Source organism: Streptomyces sp. NPDC001549 (genome assembly GCF_042894025.1).
In the GTDB taxonomy this organism is placed as follows: domain Bacteria; phylum Actinomycetota; class Actinomycetes; order Streptomycetales; family Streptomycetaceae; genus Streptomyces; species Streptomyces kutzneri.
In genome coordinates this window covers 409,994-428,465 of record NZ_JBIAVJ010000004.1, presented here as the reverse complement: position 1 = coordinate 428,465, position 18,472 = coordinate 409,994, and the positions used below count along the sequence as shown (strand labels likewise).

The window sequence follows — 18,472 nt, the reverse complement described above, 5'->3', positions numbered from 1 at the left end:
GTGCCGTTATCCCATGCGGGGCGCGGGCCCGCATCTCACGCGGCGGCGCGCCCGGGGGCGGAGGACGGGCCGCCGCACCGGGGTGCGGCGGCCCGTCCTCCGCCGTGACCGCGCGCTAGGCGGTCGGCGACAGGAGGGTGCCCTCCGGCCGGAGTGCCGTGGGCGGGGTGCTGCCGACGACGATCAGGGCGAGTAAGACCGCGGCCGCCTCGCTCTGCAGGAGCCGGGCGGCCTGCTTCAGCCGGCCGGGGTCGGGGACCGGGATGGACAGGGCCACGCATTCCGCCTTCGGGCCCGCGGTGATAGGCACCGCCGCGCACACCGTGCCGATCGCGTACTCCTGCAGGTCGAGGAGAGGGGCGTTCGGCGGGCGGCTGTCGAGCTGATGGAAGAGGTCCTGCTGGCTGGTGAGGGTGTGGGGCGTGAACCGGGTGAGCCGGTGGCGGGCCAGGTGATCCTTCCGGTCGTCGTAGTCGAGTTGGGTCAGCAGCGCCTTGCCCACCGCGGAGGCGTGGGCGGCGACACGGAAGTCGACCCACTCCTCGACCACGGGTGCGCCCGGTCCGTCGGCGTACTGGGTGATGGAGACCTCGCCGTCCGTGTAGCGGGCGACGTAGACGGCGGCGCCGACGGCGTCCCGCACCCAGGCGAGGGTCTCGTGCAGGTGCCCGCGTCCGTCTCCGTTCGCCGATTCGGCCAGCAGGAGGGCGTTGCCGGCGATGTACGCGTCCGGTCCGGTCGGGGTGGCCAGGTTCGCGCGGATCAGCTGCTCCATGGCCCGGGCGAGGACCAGTTGCGGCAGTGCCGTTTCCCGGGCGATCTGGGTCAGGTTCACGCCGCCCGAATAGCGGTTGATGACTTCCAGGACCCGCAGCGCCTGGTGGGCGGATTCCAGTGCGGCGGGGGCGGGGCGTCCTTCGGGGGTCTTCCGGGCGGCGTGGGTCAGCTGGGGCTCTTTCAGTGCTTCGAGGGCCCAGGCGTTCGCCTGGTCCGTCAGGTGCAGGGGGTTGAGCCGGGCGTACTGCGCGACGGCGACCGCCACCTGCGGGCCGGGGGTGACTACCTCCCCCAGGTCGGGGTGCTCCTTGCGAGGGCGGGTCTTGAGCGCCTGGCGCAGGCGTGCGGGGAGCCGGCACGGGGACCGGCCGGCCCCTCCGGGTCCGGTGGTGAGGGCGGTGAGATCCTGGGTGGTGATGGGCGGGGTGGTCCAGATGACGGAGGCTCCGAGGGCCTCTTCGAGGTGTTCCGGGAGCTGCGGCAGGAGCGGCAGGTGCTCTTCCGGGGGCAGGGTCCGGGCCTGGCGCCTCCAGTGGCGGGCGGTCGCGACCTCGGCCCGGGCGAGGTGCAGGAGGTAGAGGCAGTGGGCGGCGGTCTGCGAGCCCGCCCCGGCCGCGTACTGGAACCAGAACTGCGCGTCCTCCATCCGGTCGGCCAGATGGAGCAGGCAGCCGAACAGCAGGGCCGAGTCGCCGCCGTGGGGCCAGGAGTCGGCGTCGAGGGCGAGTTCGGCGAAGGCCCGGCTCTCCACGAGGCACCAGGTGAGGTCGTCCAGACCCCGGGCGGCGCGCACATGGCAGGCGGCGTCCAGGACGAGGTCGTCGGCTGCTGCTGAGGTTGTGGACGCGGATGCTGATGCGGATGCTGATGCGGGTGCTGATGCGGCCAGCCCCCGCGGCAGCGGGGTCGCGGAGCCGGGGGGGCCGGTGGTGCCGGTCGCCGAGCGGGCGCGGTCGGCGACGATCCGGCGGGCGATCCGACGGCGGGCTGCGCCCTCGTCGTATCCGGCGTACTCCTCCGCGAGTACCGTCGCGTCCGCAAGGGCCGCGTCCAGTTCGCACAGCGGCATGTCGCGGTGGCGGGGCATGTCGCTCACTAGTCCTTCTCCTCTCCGGGGATCCAGTCCACCCCGAGCTTGCGGGACAGGGTTCGGCGTGCGCCGCGGATGTGCGAGCGGACCGTCGCGGGGGTGATCCCCATCATCCGGGCGACCGTGTCGGAGTCGTTGCCCAGGAGGAAGGCCAGCAGCACCACGTCGTACTGCCGCTCGGACAGGCCCGCGATCGCCGCGTACAGCCCGAGCTTCGACTCCAGCAGTTCCAGCCGCTCTCTGGAGGAGCGGCGCAGCGCTGCGAACCACGCCGTCTCCACCATCGCCACCTGCCGGCCCAGGGCCGCCAGCCGCCTTTCCACGTGCTCGCGCAGCACCGCCCACGCGAAGCCGTGGAGGCTCGCCTCCTTCAGGGCCTGGCGCCACACCTTCAGCAGGAAGGTGAACACGTCGTCGACGACTTCCTCGGCGTCCTTGGGGTTTCCCAGCTGCAGGTGGGCGTAGCGCAGATAGGCACGGTGCTGCTGGGAATGGAAAGCGGTGAAGTCCACCGGCAGTACGCCGGCCAATTCGCTGGAGACCGCCTGGTCCCCCGATGGATCGAAATCGCCTTCACTCATACGCTCCCCCACAGCTGTTCGTCACCGCGCACCGGGGCGGCGGGGACCTCATGGTGGCGGGCGCGGGGAGCGGCACGGCGGTGGCCGGCGGCTGGTCCGCCGGTTCCCGTCCGTACCCCCGCGCCCGGCAGGCGCATGGGCGCCCTGAACACATCGATCACGAGATAGCGGGCAGTGGTGACTAACAGCGGGAGGGCGACCGTCTCGGCAACATTCACGTCGGCGCGGAACCTTTCAAGTGGATCAAGAGCAACCGGCTTGCCTGCCCCCGAACCGGCAGCCGTGGAGCACCAGGTGCTCCTGTTCACCACCCCATCGGAAAGCGCGCCCGATCGTGCAAGCCGGTCCCTGAAAATCTTCAGAAGGAAGCGCATCCGCTTCTTCGCGCGCCCCGGTTCGCCCGCGCGCGCCCCGGCGTGCCTGCCGAGCGCCGCCTCCGCCGACACGCGCCCGAACGGGTCCCCTCCGCTGTTTCTGTCACACGATCGGATGCCGCTGCGGCCCCATCCGGTGGGACACGTCCCGACTCCCCCCTCCTCGGTGCCCCGTGCCTGCATGGTGGGTCCAGCTTTCGGCGCCCCGGCCCCCTGGGCCCCGCGCGCCCGTCGAGGAGGAAGGGGCTGTACATATGGCGTTCGCGAGGACCTTGCTGCCCGCCGTGCTCTGCCTGGCACTCACCGGTGTGCCCGCCGCGCTCCCGCACACCGCGGCCGCCGCGGCCTACGAGGGCCAGGCCGGCCACGAGAGCGCGCTGTTCAGCGTGAAGGCCACGAACAACGCGGCGGCCCAGGAGTTCACGGTGGACGGCACCCGGCTCTCCCGGGTGAGTGTCTGGCTGGGCAGCGGGGCGGCGACGGGCACCGTGACCGCGCAGGTCCGCCGGGTCCGCGCGGACGCGGACTCGGTGATCGCCTCGACGACCCTGGACCTCGCGGCACTGGGCGGCGCCGGCGCCGGCTGGGTCGAGTTCCCGCTGAGCGCCACCGTCACCGCGGGCACCACGTACCACCTGTTCCTCCAGGCGAGCACCGCGGAGAGCGGGCCGATCGCCTGGTACGGCACCACGCGGCCGGTGCCCGGCTCGCTCACCAGCTGGAACTACGACAGGGCGTACTGGGGCGGCTGGCACGCCTACGGCTCCCGGCTCGCCTTCCACGTCAATCCCACCGGCAGCGAGCGCTGCGGGGAGACCGAGCCCTGCTACGTACCCGCCTCGGCGCTCGCCGCCCGCACGTCGGGCCTGCTGACCAACCGGGTCGCCACCGAGGCCGTCCTGCCCTCCTTCGCCGTGGGCGCCTCCTACGTCGACGGGAGCAACGTGCTGCGCCTGCCGTCGGGCCGGTGGCGGTACCTGCCCGACGGGGCCCCGGCGTCGGCGGTCGTCGAGGCGGACGACCCGGGTGCCCTGGCGCAGGTCGAGGAGAGCCGCGCGTGGCTGGCCGCAGGCACGGTGCCGGGGACCACCGCCGCGCAGCGGGCCGCGTCACAGCGCGCCCTGCTGTCGATGCGGGCGCTGCTGAAGCCCAACGGGGCGTTCGCGGCGGCGTGGGCGCCGCCGTGGGAGTACTCCTGGCCCCGCGACGGGGCGTTCGCGGCGGTCGCCTTCGCCGCCACCGGGCACGACGAGGAGGCGTACCGGATCCTGGGCTACGACGCGCTCACCCAGCGGGCCGACGGGACCTGGGAGGCCCGTACCGAGCTGGACGGCAGCGGGCCGCCGGACGCGCGGAAGTGGCAGCTGGACGGCAACGGCTGGGTGCCCTGGGCCACGTGGCAGTGGTACCGGGCGGCGCCGCCCGGCGGGCGGGACGAGCGGCTGCGCGAGCTCTACCCGATGGTGCGCAAGGCGGCCGACTACGCCGCCCGCTCCCTGGGGCCGGACGGCCTGCCTCCGGCCTCCCCGGACTACTGGGAGCTGGACACGGCGACGGCCAACATCGGTACCGCCGCTCCCCTGCTGGCCGGGCTCAACTCCGCGGCCGACCTGGCCACGCGGCTGGGCCTGAGCGCGGATGCGGAGCGCTGGGGGGAGGCGGCCCGGCGGCTGTCCGCCGCGATCGCCACCTCCTTCGCCCCGCTCGGGTACCAGCGGACCGTGGACGGCAAGCACGGCCGGGACAGCGCGGTGGCGTTCATGGCACCCCCGTTCAACGCCGCCCCGGCCGGTCTCGGCGAGGCGCTGGACTCCACCTACCGGGCGCTGCTGCTGCCGAACGGCGGGGTCTCGCCCGGCAACGACCCGTCCTTCAGCTGGGGTTCGTACGCGTGGACGGCCAGCACCTCCTTCTTCGCCCTCGCCTGGGCCGGTACCGGTGAGCCGGCGAAGGCCGGCGGGGTGCTCGACTGGGTGCTGTCCAAGCGCAACGGGCTGGGCGAACTCCCCGAGACGGTGAACGGGGCCGGGCTGCCGTCCGCCGTGGCGCCCCTGGGCTGGACGGACTCGCTGGTCGTCCTCACCGCACTGGCCCTCCAGGGTTCCGCGCGGCCGACTCCCCCGGCGACGCGGTCGTCGGAGGAGTGACCGGCCCCGTGAGGGGCACGACATGTGGTGTGCATCGACAGGAGGCGGAGGCGGTTATGCGGGGCGGAACGATCGCGGTGGTCGGCGGGAGCATCGCGGGGTGCGCCGTCGCGACGGCGGCGGCGCGGGCGGGCGCCGGTGAGGTGGTGGTACTGGAGCGCACGCGCGGACGGCTGCAGGACCGGGGCGTCGGCCTGTGCATCCACAACGAGCGGGCCGCCGAGCTCGGCGCGAGCGGCGCGCTGCCCGGCGGGATCGCCGCGCACCCGCTGGAGCGGCGCCGCTGGGTGGTCCGCGACGATGCCCACGGGGCGGGCGGCCGGGTGATCTGGGAGCAGCCGTTCCCCTTCCACTCCTACCACTGGGGCCTGCTCTGGCAGGGCCTCCGGGAGTCCGTTCCGGACTCGGTGGTCTACCGGCAGGGAGAGGCGGTGACGGGGGTCGAGGAGACCGGGGCCGCGGGCGTCGAGGTGCGGCTCGCGGGCGGGTCCGTCGAGCGGTACGACCTGGTGGTCGGTGCTGACGGGTACCGGTCGGTGGTCCGCACGGCGCTCTGCCCGGACTCCCGTCCGCAGTACGCCGGTTACGTGTGCTGGCGCGGCAACTTCGACGCGGCGCGGCTCGCGGGGCTCGGCAGCGTCGCGGACTCGGTGCCGGAGGCGGGGACCACGGTCTGCTTCCCGGGCGGTTCCTGCGTCATCTACCGGATTCCGGGGCCGGACGGACCGCGGGTGAACTGGGTGCTCTACGGCTCTCCGCCGCAGGACGGGCAGCTGCGCCAGGGCGATCCGACGAGCTTCCCGCCGGGCGGCCTCACCCCCGCACTGGCGGGGCATCTGGCGGCGCTGCTCGATCGCGAGTTCCCGCCGTACTGGGCGCGGGCGCTCGCGCTGACCGACCCGGCGGACACCTTCGTCCAGCCGATCTACGACATGGAGACCACGCGGACCGCCGCCGGCCGGCTGCTGCTCGCGGGGGACGCGGCGAGCGTCGTACGCCCGCACAACACGAGCGGCGCCGCCAAGGCACTCCAGGACGCCACCGCCCTCGCCGACGGCTGGCGCCGCTGCGGGTCCTTCGGGGAACTGCTGCGCGGCTACGAGGAGACCCGCGGCGCCGCCGGACGGGAGCTGGTCGCGCTGGCCCGCCGGCTGGGCCGCGCCCAGGTCGAGCGGACCCCGGCCTGGGCGGGCATGGACGGCGCGGAGATGGAGGCCTGGTGGCGGGGCCAGCTCGGCGGCGCCCCCGGTATCGGGGGCCGGGCCATGACCCCGTAGGCCTCGGCCCCTGGTAGTCCTTAGTGGTCCTTAGTGGTCTTTGGTGGTGTTGCTGGTGATCGTGCCGTCCGTGCCGGACACGGTGACCGCGTGCCGGACGCCGTCGGACCCGATGACCACGGCGAGCCAGGCGCTGCCGCCGCCCTCCTGGGCGACCGCGCGCAGGCCCGCGACCTTCCCGCCCGGCACGGCCGCGGCGGCCTTCTCGGCCGCCTCGCCGATGGCCAGGGAGGGGATGGGCGCGGGCGCCGGGGCGCTCTTGTCGAAGCCCCCGCGCCCGCCGGCGCCTCCGGGACGGCCCTGCTCCCCGGGCGCCTTGGGGCCCGCGGGGCGGCCGGGCTCGCCCTGCTCGCGTTCGTGCCGCGGTTCGGCGGCGTGCGGGCCGCCCCGGAGGCCGCCCTCGGGTCCCGGTCCGGCCCAGGCCATGCGCGGGCCCCGGTCGACGCGCATGTGGTGGTCATGGTGTTCGGCCACGGCCACCGCCGTCACTGCGCCGACGGCCACCACCGCGACCGCGCCCGCCGCCACCCAGCGGGCGCGCTTGCCACGGGGGACGAGGCGGCCCAGGGCCGCGGATTTGCGGGCCTCCGCCTCGGGGGCGGTCACCGGGGCGGTCACGGCGGCGGTCTCGGCCTGCTCGGACGGCGGGACAGAATCAGGCATACAGGCACTCCTCAGGACAACCGGGCGCGGTGCGCGGCTCGTTCCAGAGCATGCTGAGCGGAAGCTGAAGCCCCGCTGAAGCCACCTGAAGACCTCTTCAGCCAACGGTGGGACGGTCCTGAGATCCTGTCCGGCATGCGCGTACTGGTGGTGGAGGACGAACGGCGGCTCGCCGTGGCCCTGCAGCGAGGGCTGCAGTCGGAGGGGTTCTCGGTGGATGTGGCCCACGACGGGACCCAGGGCCTGTGGATGGCCACGGAGCACGACTACGACCTCATCGTGCTGGACATCATGCTGCCCGGGCTGAACGGGTACCGGGTGTGCGCGAAGCTGCGCGCGGCCGGCAACGAGTCGGGGATCCTGATGCTCACGGCGAAGGACGGCGAGTACGACGAGGCGGAGGCGCTCGACACCGGCGCCGACGACTTCCTGTCCAAGCCGTTCTCCTACCTCGTCCTGGTCGCCCGGCTGCGGGCGCTCGGCCGGCGTACGGGCCGTCGGCGGCCCCAGGTGATGCGGTTCGGCGACCTGCTGCTCGACCCCGCCCGGCACTCCTGCTCCCGCGGCGGTACGGAGATCCGGCTGACGGCGCGCGAGTTCGCGGTCCTGGAGTACCTGGCCCGGCGCTCCGGCGAGGTGGTGCCCAAGCGGGACATCCTGGAACAGGTGTGGGACAGCGCCTTCGACGGCGATCCCAATGTGGTCGAGGTCCACGTCAGCGCCCTCCGCCGCAAGATGGACGCGCCGTTCGGCCGCGCCGCGGTGGAGACCGTACGCGGAGCGGGATACCGGCTGGCGGCCGACGGTGGCTGAGTCCGGGTCCGAGGCCGGGCGTCCCGGCCTGCGCGAGCGCGTGCGCGCCGCCCTGTGCGCGGTCCCGGGCGCGGTCCCGGGCGCGATCCTGCGCCGGTGGCCGGTGCTGCGGCGGCTGTGGCCGACCACGGTACGGGCGCGGGCGACCGCGGGCGCCAGTGCGGTGGTGGCCGTGGCCCTGGCGCTCGCCTCGTTCGCCCTGCTCGGGCTGCTGGAGGCGAACCTGCTCCGCAACGCGGAGAACGACGCCCGGCGCCAGGCCGAGACCGTGGCGCAGCTCGCCGCCACCGGGAAGCTGGGCCGCGTACGGCCGCCGGCCCGCGGCATCGACTTCGTCCAGGTGGTGGGCGCCGACGGACGTGTCCTGTTCGCCAGCCCGAACCTGGCCGGGGTGCCCGCCTTCCCGCCGCCCGGTCCGGGCGCTCCGGGAACCCGGTTCCACACGTGGCGGGTCCGCCCGCTGGACGGTGAGTACCGGCAGCGGGTCGTACAGGTCGTCACGGAGACCCCGGACGGCATGGCCACCGTCTACGCCGGCGCCTCCCTGCGGGACGCGGACGCGGCCGACGACACGACCACCGCCGCTCTCGTCATCGGCATGCCCCTGCTGCTGGCCACCGTCGCCCTGGTGACCTGGCGGGTCACCGGCCATGCGCTGCGCCCGGTGGAGGAGATCCGGGCCGAGGTCGCCGAGATCTCCGACCGCGGCCTGCACCGCCGGGTGCCGGTGCCCGCCACCCACGACGAGGTCGCCCGGCTGGCCGAGACCATGAACGCCACCCTGGACCGGCTGGAGGCCTCCGGGATCCGCCAGCAGCAGTTCATCGCCGACGCCTCCCACGAACTGCGCAGCCCCATCACCGTCCTGCGCACCCAGCTGGAGGTGGCGCTGGCCGTCCAGGACCCGGAACTGTGGCCCGAGCTGATCTCCGGGGCCCTGGAGGATATCGAACGGCTCCAGCACCTGACGGCGGACCTGCTGCTGCTCGCCCGGATCGACGCGGCCCAGCCGGTGGCCGCCGCCCCGCTGGACCTGACCGCCTTGGTGCGCGAGGTGGTGGAGAGCCGGCTCGGCGACCGTGTCCCCGTACGGCTGCGGCTGGAACCCGATGTCGAGGTCACCGCCGGCGCGCTGTGGCTCGGCCGGATCGTCACCAACCTCGTCGACAACGCGCAACGCTACGCGGACGGGCGCGTGGACGTCACCCTGCGCACGACGCACGGCGCGCGGCCGGGTACCGCCGTGCTGGAGGTCGCCGACGACGGCCCCGGTATCCCGGCGGCCGACCGGGAGCGGATCTTCGAGCGCTTCACGCGTCTCGACGACTCGCGCAGCCGCGACCACGGCGGAGCCGGACTGGGGCTCGCCATCGCCCGCGACCTGAGCACCCACCACGGCGGAACGCTCACGGCCGAGGGCGGCGCGGGCGGAGCCGCCGGCGCGCGGCTGGTGCTGCGCCTGCCGGCGACGCCCCGGCCCTGACGGGGCCGGGGCGGCCCGGGTGCCGGTCTGTCCAGCTGTAGGCGGGCGGGGTGCCTCGGCCGACCAGGGCCAGGCAGCGGCCACGCCCCTCCACGGAAGGCGCAGGAAAACCCGGTGCCCCGGCAGGACGCGATCACTAGACTCGCCGTACGCGCTGCCGACAGGGCACTGCGCGCCTGATGCCGAGTGAAGAGAAGGGGAGCCGCGCCATGTGCACGTACCGCACCGCCGCCTTCGCTCCCCCGACCCGGTACGACGTGATCCCCGTGTCTCGCAGCGGGCGGTGCCGGCTGCGCGGCCGTCACCGTATGCCCGTGACCCACTTCTAGGGTTCCGTCCCCTCCTGCCTTCCGTACACCCGCAAGCCGGTGAGCCCGTACGTCCTCCTGCCCGGACTCGTTCCGGACGAGGCGGCGGCGCCGCTCTGCGCTGCGGCCGCCCGGAAGGACCGGGGCGACTTCGGGGAATCGCGCCGCCCTCTTCCTCAGCACACTCGAAAGGCCTCGGGCCATGCGCGCCAACAGGCAGCCCCGCACCACGACTTCCCCCACCGCCGTCCGCAACCTGGGCATCCTCGCCCACGTCGACGCCGGCAAGACCACCATCACCGAACGGATCCTCTTCGCGACCGGTGCCATCCACAAGCGGGGCGAGGTCCATCACGGCACCACCGTCACCGACTACGACCCCCAGGAACGCGATCGCGGCATCACCATCTTCGCCGCGGCCGTGAGCTGCGCCTGGGGAGGTCACCGCGTCAACCTGATCGACACCCCGGGGCACGTCGACTTCTCCGACGAGGTCGAGCGTTCCCTTCGGGTGCTGGACGGGGCGGTCGCGGTGTTCGACGCCGTCGCCGGGGTCGAACCGCAGAGCGAGACGGTGTGGCGGCAGGCCGACCGGCACGGTGTACCGCGGATCGCGTTCGTCAACAAACTGGACCGGGCGGGCGCCGGCCTCGACACGGCGGTCGCGTCGATCCGCGAACGCCTGGGCGTCGTTCCGCTGGTGGTACAGCTGCCCATCGGAACGGAGGACTCGTTCTCCGGCGTCGTCGACCTGCTGGCGATGCGCTCGCTGCACTGGCGGTCCGGCTCCGACGGCTACCAGGTGGGCCCGGTCCCCGAGCCGCTGCGGGAGGAGGCGGCCCGGCGCCGCCGCCTCCTGGAGGAGACGGTGGCGGAGCTGCACGCCGACGCCCTGGAGGAGTTCTGCTCGGCCTCGGCCCTGACGGAGCGGACCCTGGTCCGCGCCCTGCGGGAGCTGACGCTGCGGGGGGACGGTGTCGTGGTGCTGTGCGGATCGGCGTACCGCAACCGCGGGATCGAGCCGCTGCTGGACGCGGTCCTCGCGTACCTGCCGTCGCCCTCCGACATGCCTCCGGTACGGGGGCTGGTGGAGGACGGCGTGGAGCAGGAGCGCGCCCCCGACCCGGCGGAGCCGTTCACGGCCCTCGCCTTCAAGGTGACGGCGACGGCGACCGGGCGGCTCACGTACCTGCGGGTCTACGCGGGCACCCTGCGCAAGGGCGCGACGGTACTGGACGCGGCCACGGGCCGTACGGAGCGGGTCGGCCGGATCCTGCGGGTCCAGGCCGACCGGCACGAGGAACGGGAGGAGGCGGTGGCCGGTGACATCGTCGCGGTGATCGGGCTGAAGGCCGCCCGGGCGGGCACGACCCTGTGCGCGCCGGGCGCCCCGCTGGTCCTCGAACCGCCTTCGGTGGCCGAGCCGGTGGTGTCGGTCGCGGTCGAGGCGCGGCGCAACAGCGACACGGGCCGGCTCTCGGTGGCGCTGGCCCGGCTCGCCGAGGAGGACCCGTCGCTGGTGGTGCGGTCCGACGCGGAGAGCGGCCAGACCGTGCTGTCGGGCATGGGCGAGCTGCACCTGGAGGTCGCGGTGGAGAAGATCCGCAGCGGTCACGGGGTGGAGGTCGTCGTCGGCCGGCCGCAGGTCTCCTACCGGGAGACCGTCGTGCGCGGGGTCAGCGGCCTCGTCCACCGGCATGTCAAACAGGACGGTGGCGCGGGCCAGTTCGCGCACGTCGTCCTCGACGTCGAGCCGCTGGAGGAGCCCTGCTTCGAGTTCCGTTCGACGGTCGTCGGCGGACGCGTGCCGCAGGAGTACGCGCGCGCCGTGGAGGCCGGCTGCCGGGACGCGCTCGCCGAGGGCCCCCTCGGCGGGTTCCCGGTGACGGGGCTGCGGGTCACGCTCACCGACGGGGCGACCCACTCCAAGGACTCCTCGGAGATAGCGTTCCGCGCGGCGGGCCGGTTCGGGCTGCGCGAGGCCCTGCGCCTGAGCACGATGGAGCTCCTGGAACCGCTCGCCGAGGTCACGGTGACGGTTCCGGAGGACGGTGTCGGGGGCGTGCTGGGTGATCTCGCGGCCCGCCGCGGCCGGGTGTCCGGTTCCACGGCGGAGGCCGGGACCGCGGTGATCACGGCGGCCGTGCCGCTGGCCGAGCTGTTCGGCTACGCGTCCCGGCTGCGCGGCCGGACGCAGGGGCGGGGCACCTTCACCACCCGGGCGGCCGGTCTCGCACCGGTCCCGGCCTCGGTCGCGGGGGCCCTGCCGGTCCGTTGACCGCCGGGTGGCCGCCGGGTGCCCGCCCGACGGCCGCCCGACCGCCGCCCGCCCCGCCCCCGTTCGCCGGGGGCGGGGCGGGCGCGCACCTGCCACTAAGCTGCGGGATTCGGCGGTACTCGCAGACAGACAAGGTGAACATGTTCGAGTCGGTGCAGGAAAATCCCTACCCTGACAGCCACGTCCTCGGCGAGGGCCCCGAGCCGCACCCGCTGCTGCGGCCCGTACTGCCCCTGCTCGGACGCTGGCACGGCCGGGGGCAGGGCGAGTACCCGACCCTGGAGAAGGACTTCCGCTACGAGCAGGAGATCACCTTCAGCCACGACGGCCGCCCCTTCCTGCGCTACGAAGCACGCGCGTGGCTGATCGACGGGTCCGGGGCGCCGGTGCGGCCGGCGGGCCGTGAGGCCGGGTGGTGGCGGGTGACTCCCGATGCCACGCTGGAGGTCGTGCTCGCCCACCCGACGGGCATCGTGGAGACGTACGTCGGGCGCGTGTCCGGTACGGAGTTCGAGATCGGGACCAAGGACGTGGCGCTGACGCCGCTGGCCAAGGAAGTCACCGGCACCCGGCGGCACTACACGGTCGGGAACGGCGAGATGACGGTCGTCCACGACATGGCCGCCGTGGGACAGCCCCTGCAGCACCACCTCACGACGCACCTGCGGCGGCGCCCGTCGTAGGTGGCGTCTCCGGGAGATCACCCGGGTGCCCCGGCACGGGCTGCGGGTGCTGCGGCCCGCGCCGTCGCACACTCGGTGGCAGGCCGGAGCCGAAGGCCGTGACCGTGGGGAGTGACCGACCGTGGTGGATGTGGAACGACGCTCCGCCCTGACGGGCCTGCTGTGCGCGGGGCTCGCGGGGTTCGCGGGGCTCATCGGGTTCGCACCCTCCTCCCCGGCCGCGGCCGCGCCCGCGCCGGGGCGCACCGCCCGCGACGCCGCCGGTCCCCGCCCGCCGGCGTCGCTGCTGGGCGACGAGATCCGCCGGCTGCCCACCTCCCGCAAGGTCGTGGCCCTCAGCTTCAACGCGGCCTGGGACGTCGACGGGATCGACGCGGTGCTGGCCGAACTGCGCCGGCGGAAGCTGCCCGCCACCTTCTTCCCGACCGGCGCGTTCGCCGAGGCCCACCCCGCGGCGGTGCGCTCCATCGCCGACGCGGGGCACGGCCTCGGCAACCACTCGTACAGCCACCCCTACTTCGACGACCTCAGCACCGCCGAGCGGGCGGACGAGGTACGCGGCGCCGACGCGGCCATCCGGGCGGCGTCCGGGACCGAGCCCCTGCCGTTCTTCCGCTTCCCCTACAGCTCCACCACCCCGGAGTCCATCACCGACGTCAACGACCTGGGCTACGCGGCGATCGAGTTCAGCGCCGACACGAACGGCTACCTCGGCCCGCAGGGCGGCATGAGTGTGGACAAGGCCGTCAAACGGGCCGTCGACGCCTTCGTTCCCGGGGCGATCATCCAGATGCACGTCGGCAGCAACGGCTCCGGCGTCGTCCTCGACGCCGAAGCCCTTCCTCTGATCGCCGACGCCGCCCTGGCCCAGGGCTACGAGGTCATCGACCTGCGCCAGTTCCTCGAAGCCGCGGCCGGGGTCCGCTGACGGCCGTTCGGCGGACGGAAAATACCGGTGCGCGCCGGGGCCGCCGACCACGTACTGTCTCCCTGTCGATCACGGGGAGAGGGCATACATGCAGGTCAGATCCAGACGCGGCTTCCTGGCCGCGGCGGCGGCCATCACCGCCTCGGCGTCCGTCGGCGGCTGCCGCAGCAGGAACGGCGGGAGCGACGACCCGCTCGACGTCTCGGCGAGCGCGGATCTGCCCGCGGCCCCGGAGTCACTGGCCGCCGATGGCACCACCATCGTGCTCGGAGACCCCGGCGCTCCCCTCGCCGTCCGGCTGTACGAGGACATGAGCTGCCCGGCCTGCGCCGAGTTCGAGACGGAGGGCACCGCCCCGTACCTGAAGCGCGCGGCCCGCAACGGCGCGCTTCAGCTGCAGTTCACGCTGGGGTCCTTCCTCGGCCCGGGATCGAAGTTCGCGGCGAACGCCCTGCGCGCCGCCCTGGATCAGAACAGGTTCGCCGACTACCACGACCTGCTGTACCGCGAACAGAGCAGGATACGGAAGTCCGGGGGCTTCACGCGGGACCGGTTGCTGGGAATGGCCATCATGATTCCGGGCCTGCGCGGCCCGGAGTTCGACGCGGCGGTGCTGGAGACGAAGCACCGGGACTTCGTCGAAGCCTCCGACGAGGTGCTCCGCAGGTCACCCGTCCCGGGAACCCCCGCCATGGCGATCAGCGGGGCCTTCGTCCCGTCGGAGAGCCACGAGCTCTACACCGATCGCAGCCGCCTCTACCGGCACCTCAAGAAGGCGGCCCGGGCCGGGGAGTAGGCGAGGCCGCTGCCGCGGAAGAGGCCGCTTGCCGCTCCGGCTCCCCAACCCATATGCGGGCGACGCCAGTTGCCCTCGCCCCCGCCGAGCGCCCGGCCTTCGTCCTGCACGACCTGTTCGCCGTGCCCTTCGGACGAGATCGCCCCCGTACTCGTGCGTTCCGCCGCGACGACCCGGCAGCTCGCGAGGCGGGCCCGCCGCCGTGTCCAGGGCGCGGCGCCCGCTCCGGATCCCGACCCCGGAGCCGGAGCCGGGCCCGACCGGGCCCATCTCCGCAGGTCCTGGCCTCAGCCGCCCATTCTGCAGCAGGGCCGGACCAGGCCCCCCGGAGTGAGCCGCCTCACACCCTGTCACAACCCGGTAGGGCGCGGTGTCTTGATGTCGAACCCGTCAAGAAGAAGGAGAAACACCATGACTCAGCACACCGAAGTGGTCGTCATCGGCGGCGGATACGCAGGTGTCATGGCGGCCAACCGCCTGACGCAGCGGGACGGCGTGACGGTGACCCTGATCAACCCGCGCGCGACGTTCGTCGAGCGGATCCGCCTGCACCAGCTGGCGGCCGGGACCGACGACGCCGTCGTCGAGTACCGCGAGGTCCTGGCCGAGGGCATCCGGCTGGTCGTGGACACCGCGACGCGGATCAACGCCGCGGAGCGCAGCGTGGCGTTGGGGACCGGCGCCGCGCTCGGCTACGACTACCTGGTCTACGCGGTGGGCAGCGGCAGCGCCGACCCGCGCGTGCCGGGGGCCGCCGAGTTCGCCTACCCGATCACCACCCTGGAGGAGACGCAACGGCTGCGGCCGGTCCTCGACGCCGCCGCCCCCACGGCGGCGGTGACGGTCGTCGGGGCGGGGCCGACGGGCATCGAGACCGCCGCCGAACTCGCGGAGCAGGGCCGCCGCGTGACCCTGGTCTGCGGTGGGGTGCTCGGCCCGTACCTGCACGGCCGGGGCCGCCGCTCGGTCGCCGGACGGCTGGCCAGGCTCGGGGTGACCGTGCTCGACGGCCCCGGGACGAGGGTGACGGCGGTGACCCGCGATGCGGTGGAGCTCGGTGACGGCCGCGAGGTGCCGAGCGAGGTGACCATCTGGACCGCCGGCTTCGGCGTACCGGACCTGGCCGTGCGCAGCGGGCTGAGCACGGACGCCCTGGGCCGCCTGCTCACGGACGAGACGCTGACGAGCGTGGACGACGTACGCGTCGTCGCGGCGGGCGACTCGGCGGCGCCGTCGGACCTGCCGCTGCGGATGAGCTGCCAGGCCGCGATGCCGCTGGGCGCGCGGGCCGCCGACACGGTGCTCAGCCGGATCGACGGCGAGCGGCCCTCGACCCTCAACCAGGTGTTCGCCGGACAGTGCATCAGCCTGGGCCGACGCGCCGGCATCTTCCAGTTCGCCCACAAGAACGACGTGGCTCTGTGGTTCCACATCGCCGGCCGGCCCGGCGCGAAGCTCAAGGAGCTTGTCTGCAAGGGCACCGTCAAGCACCTGGCCGACGAGGCGGGCAAGCCCGGTTCCTACGGCTTGCACCGCGTCTCGGGAGGGGACCAGCGCGGGCGGCGGCTGCGGGCCGAGCGCGGTGAGACGGCGGCCACCGCCGATCGGCCGGTCTGACCTCTTCACCGTCGCCTACGAGATGCTCGGCTCCGCGGCCGACGCCGAGCTCGCCGAAAGCGTGTCAGCCCGCAGAAGCCGGCCCGCGTCGCATCGAGACGCCCCTCACCCTGCGGTGGGCCCGGCGGCCCGGCGTCATCCGCTGCGCCGAAGTACCCGGGTCGCGGTGGGTGACGAGCACTCGCGGACTAACTCCCGGGCCCCGAACCGCCTTCCGTGGTGCTCCGGCGCGCTCCGGTGCGCTCCGCGACCACCGCACCTCACGGGTCGTGACCGAGGGAATTCAGCAGGTAGTAATTAGGTGAATTCCTGACTGAATTCCCGTCAACAAGCCTCCGGTTCATATCTCGATTTGATAACAACCCGTCCGGAAAGGACTGGACCATTGGGACGCGACGCGCGTAACTCACTTGATTTCATTGCGAGTTGAGTGTTCGTCAAATCAGGCCGACAGGTAACGGAATGATTTCTCGGTGCGCGCCCCCGTTTGTCCGAATTCTCCTCCGCATTCGTCTGGCAGGCTTCCGCGCACCCAGTCTTCCGACAATGATTTGAGGTGCCCATGACAGGACGTCGCAGACGGCCTGCCGCCGCCGCCGACCACCGCCGCAAACCCCGGCGGTTGATACTCGTCACCGCCGCCACGGCAGCGGCGGGGCTGATAGCCGCAGGCATCGCGTACTCCGGAATCGGCGACGGCGCCCAGGCGGCGGCTCCCGTGGTGGAGGCCGCCGCCGAAGCACCGGCCGCCGCACCGGCCCGTGACCAGGAGCCGGATCCGATCGCGGCCGCGCCCGCCAACGAGACCGCGCGCGGCATGATCTATGACGGCCTCCAGGCCGCGCCCAAGGGCGACCGGTGCGTGGGTGTCTACCGCACCGACACCGGGCTGTGCACCCACGGCCCCGACGCCCCGCCCAAGGGCGTCGACATCACGAAGGACATCGAGCCCGCCGTCAAGGAGACGGCTCCGGCGGCCGATCCGGCCCGCCCCGCGGCCGATGACCCGGCAAGCAAGGAAGGCGGCGGGCGTCCTCAGGACGCGCCCGCGGCCGATGCGTCGACGGCCACCAAGGCCTCCGCACCCGAACCCGCGGCCGGTGCCGCGGCCGGCGGCCAGAACGTCGCCGCCGGCCCCGCCGGCCAGACCGTCCAGTGCGAGGGCGACGGCAGCACCGGCAACCGCGTGCAGGTCGTCTACGTCCACGCACCGGGCAAGGACCGCTACTCCGAGTACGTCGCCTCGTTCCGCAAGTGGGCGGCCGACGCCGACCTCATCTACTCGGCGAGTGCCAAGGAGACCGGCGGAGTACGTCACATCCGCTATGTGACGGCCGCCGACTGCACCCCCACCGTGCTCAACATCGAGCTCCCGGCCTCGGCTCTCGCCGAGTTCAGCGCGACCAACAACGCGCTCGCCGGCAAGGGCCTCGACCGTCGCGACCGCAAGTACATGATCTTCGCCGACACCCAGGTCTACTGCGGCATCGGCACCTTCGCGGGCGACGAGCGGCCCGGCCAGGCCAACCAGAGCAACTTCGGTCCCTCCTACGGGCGTACCGACTCCGGCTGCTGGGGCGGTCACACCGCCGCGCACGAACTCGGCCACAACCTGGGCGCGGTCAACAACAGCGCCCCGAACACCAGCCGTGGCGCGCACTGCACCGACGAGTACGACGTCATGTGCTACTCGGACACCCCGTACTACCCGCAGATGCGCAACATCTGCACCAACCAGGCGTCCGAGAACATCCTGGACTGCAACCACGACGACTACTTCCACACCAGTCCCAAGGCCGGAAGCTACCTGGCCACGCACTGGAACATCGCGGACAACCAGTTCCTGATGAAGAGCAAGGGCGGCGGTGGCGGCACGGACCCGGGTCCGAACCCCTCCCCGACGCCCACCAAGAAGCCCTCGCCGACGCCGACCAAGAAGCCCTCCGGCGGACCGGCCGTGACGGCGGGCCAGATCCAGTCCGACTCTGTCGTCGTGAGCTGGCCCAAGGTCGACGGAGCCTCCTGGTACGCGGTGCAGCTCAACGGCAAGCACCTGACGTGGGTCCAGTCCCAGGTGCTCCGCATCTACAACCTGCAGCCCGACACCGCCTACAAGGTCACCGTCTCGGTCCGCGACAGCTCGGGCCGTGACAGCGGACCCGGCAAGGCCGCGTCCTTCCGTACGACGGGAGCGGGCGGCGGCACCACCACTCCGGGCACCAAGTACGTGCTCGGCAACGGAAGCAGCGGCATGGCCGCGGAGCTGTGGGGCGGCCGCACCGCCGACGGCACCGTCCTCGTGGGCGGCCGCACCAACGGGTACGCCCAGCAGCAGTGGTACTTCGACGACGCGGGCAACGGCCAGGTGCGCATCAAGTCCGCGGCCTCCGGCAAGTGCCTCCAGCCGGGCGGCACCCCCGCCGCGGGCATGTGGGTCGCGCAGCAGCCCTGCGCGGGCGGCAACAAGGCGCAGGCCTGGAAGCTGACGTCGCGTGGTGGCGCGGTGACCGTGACGGACGCGAGCGGCGGCTTCGCCCTCACCGTCAGCAACCGCCCCTACTACGGGTACTGGCTGCTCGACCTCCAGCGTGCGGACGGCCGCGCGACGCAGGCCTGGACCCTGCAGAAGTCCGGCTGATCACCGTCATGGCGCAGCA

At 73.5% G+C, this 18,472-nt stretch carries 14 protein-coding genes; 10 read left to right on the top strand and 4 right to left on the bottom strand.

What is annotated here, in order from left to right; genetic code table 11:
- Positions 1 to 115: 115 nt before the first annotated feature.
- The 3 genes from ACFY04_RS09835 to ACFY04_RS09825 all read right to left on the bottom strand — a co-directional run bounded on the left by ACFY04_RS09835 (position 116) and on the right by ACFY04_RS09825 (position 2,894).
- The gene (locus ACFY04_RS09835) at positions 116 to 946 is read right to left on the bottom strand and encodes an IclR family transcriptional regulator C-terminal domain-containing protein (RefSeq protein ID WP_389115467.1); all 831 of its coding nucleotides are present in this window, start codon (positions 944 to 946) and stop codon (positions 116 to 118) included.
- Between the two features lie 926 nt (positions 947 to 1,872).
- Positions 1,873 to 2,448: a sigma-70 family RNA polymerase sigma factor gene (locus ACFY04_RS09830; RefSeq protein WP_314245814.1), complete on the bottom strand. Its 576-nt coding sequence runs from the start codon at positions 2,446 to 2,448 to the stop codon at positions 1,873 to 1,875.
- On the bottom strand, positions 2,445 to 2,894 hold the full coding sequence (locus ACFY04_RS09825; RefSeq protein WP_389115370.1) for a hypothetical protein: 450 nt from the start codon (positions 2,892 to 2,894) through the stop codon (positions 2,445 to 2,447). The genes ACFY04_RS09830 and ACFY04_RS09825 overlap by 4 nt, the downstream gene beginning before the upstream one ends.
- Positions 2,895 to 3,076: 182 nt before the next feature.
- Between ACFY04_RS09825 and ACFY04_RS09820 the strand changes: the two genes are divergently transcribed.
- The gene (locus ACFY04_RS09820; protein ID WP_389115369.1) at positions 3,077 to 4,969 is read left to right on the top strand and encodes a hypothetical protein; all 1,893 of its coding nucleotides are present in this window, start codon (positions 3,077 to 3,079) and stop codon (positions 4,967 to 4,969) included.
- Positions 4,970 to 5,025: 56 nt separating this feature from the next.
- Positions 5,026 to 6,246 (top strand): FAD-dependent monooxygenase, encoded by a 1,221-nt coding sequence (locus ACFY04_RS09815; protein ID WP_389115368.1) that lies wholly within the window; start codon positions 5,026 to 5,028, stop codon positions 6,244 to 6,246.
- Between the two features lie 30 nt (positions 6,247 to 6,276).
- On the opposite strand, the gene ACFY04_RS09810 is transcribed toward ACFY04_RS09815, so the two are convergent.
- Complete coding sequence (locus ACFY04_RS09810) at positions 6,277 to 6,909, bottom strand: hypothetical protein (RefSeq protein ID WP_389115367.1); 633 nt, start codon at positions 6,907 to 6,909, stop codon at positions 6,277 to 6,279.
- Between the two features lie 135 nt (positions 6,910 to 7,044).
- On the opposite strand from ACFY04_RS09810, the gene ACFY04_RS09805 reads away from it, so the two are divergent.
- From ACFY04_RS09805 to ACFY04_RS09770, 8 genes are all read left to right on the top strand, one after another.
- On the top strand, positions 7,045 to 7,722 hold the full coding sequence (locus ACFY04_RS09805; RefSeq protein WP_351154969.1) for a response regulator transcription factor: 678 nt from the start codon (positions 7,045 to 7,047) through the stop codon (positions 7,720 to 7,722).
- A gap of 106 nt (positions 7,723 to 7,828) precedes the next feature.
- Positions 7,829 to 9,205 (top strand): sensor histidine kinase, encoded by a 1,377-nt coding sequence (locus ACFY04_RS09800; protein ID WP_389115466.1) that lies wholly within the window; start codon positions 7,829 to 7,831, stop codon positions 9,203 to 9,205.
- A gap of 510 nt (positions 9,206 to 9,715) precedes the next feature.
- Complete coding sequence (gene fusA / locus ACFY04_RS09795) at positions 9,716 to 11,791, top strand: elongation factor G (RefSeq protein ID WP_389115366.1); 2,076 nt, start codon at positions 9,716 to 9,718, stop codon at positions 11,789 to 11,791.
- A 140-nt stretch (positions 11,792 to 11,931) separates the two neighbouring features.
- Positions 11,932 to 12,474: an FABP family protein gene (locus ACFY04_RS09790; protein WP_389115365.1), complete on the top strand. Its 543-nt coding sequence runs from the start codon at positions 11,932 to 11,934 to the stop codon at positions 12,472 to 12,474.
- Between the two features lie 130 nt (positions 12,475 to 12,604).
- The gene (locus ACFY04_RS09785; RefSeq protein WP_389115364.1) at positions 12,605 to 13,402 is read left to right on the top strand and encodes a polysaccharide deacetylase family protein; all 798 of its coding nucleotides are present in this window, start codon (positions 12,605 to 12,607) and stop codon (positions 13,400 to 13,402) included.
- A gap of 88 nt (positions 13,403 to 13,490) precedes the next feature.
- On the top strand, positions 13,491 to 14,198 hold the full coding sequence (locus ACFY04_RS09780) for a DsbA family protein (RefSeq protein ID WP_389115362.1): 708 nt from the start codon (positions 13,491 to 13,493) through the stop codon (positions 14,196 to 14,198).
- Positions 14,199 to 14,609: 411 nt separating this feature from the next.
- Complete coding sequence (locus ACFY04_RS09775; RefSeq protein ID WP_389115360.1) at positions 14,610 to 15,815, top strand: NAD(P)/FAD-dependent oxidoreductase; 1,206 nt, start codon at positions 14,610 to 14,612, stop codon at positions 15,813 to 15,815.
- Between the two features lie 562 nt (positions 15,816 to 16,377).
- On the top strand, positions 16,378 to 18,453 hold the full coding sequence (locus tag ACFY04_RS09770) for an RICIN domain-containing protein (protein ID WP_389115359.1): 2,076 nt from the start codon (positions 16,378 to 16,380) through the stop codon (positions 18,451 to 18,453).
- The last annotated feature ends 19 nt before the right edge of the window (positions 18,454 to 18,472 follow it).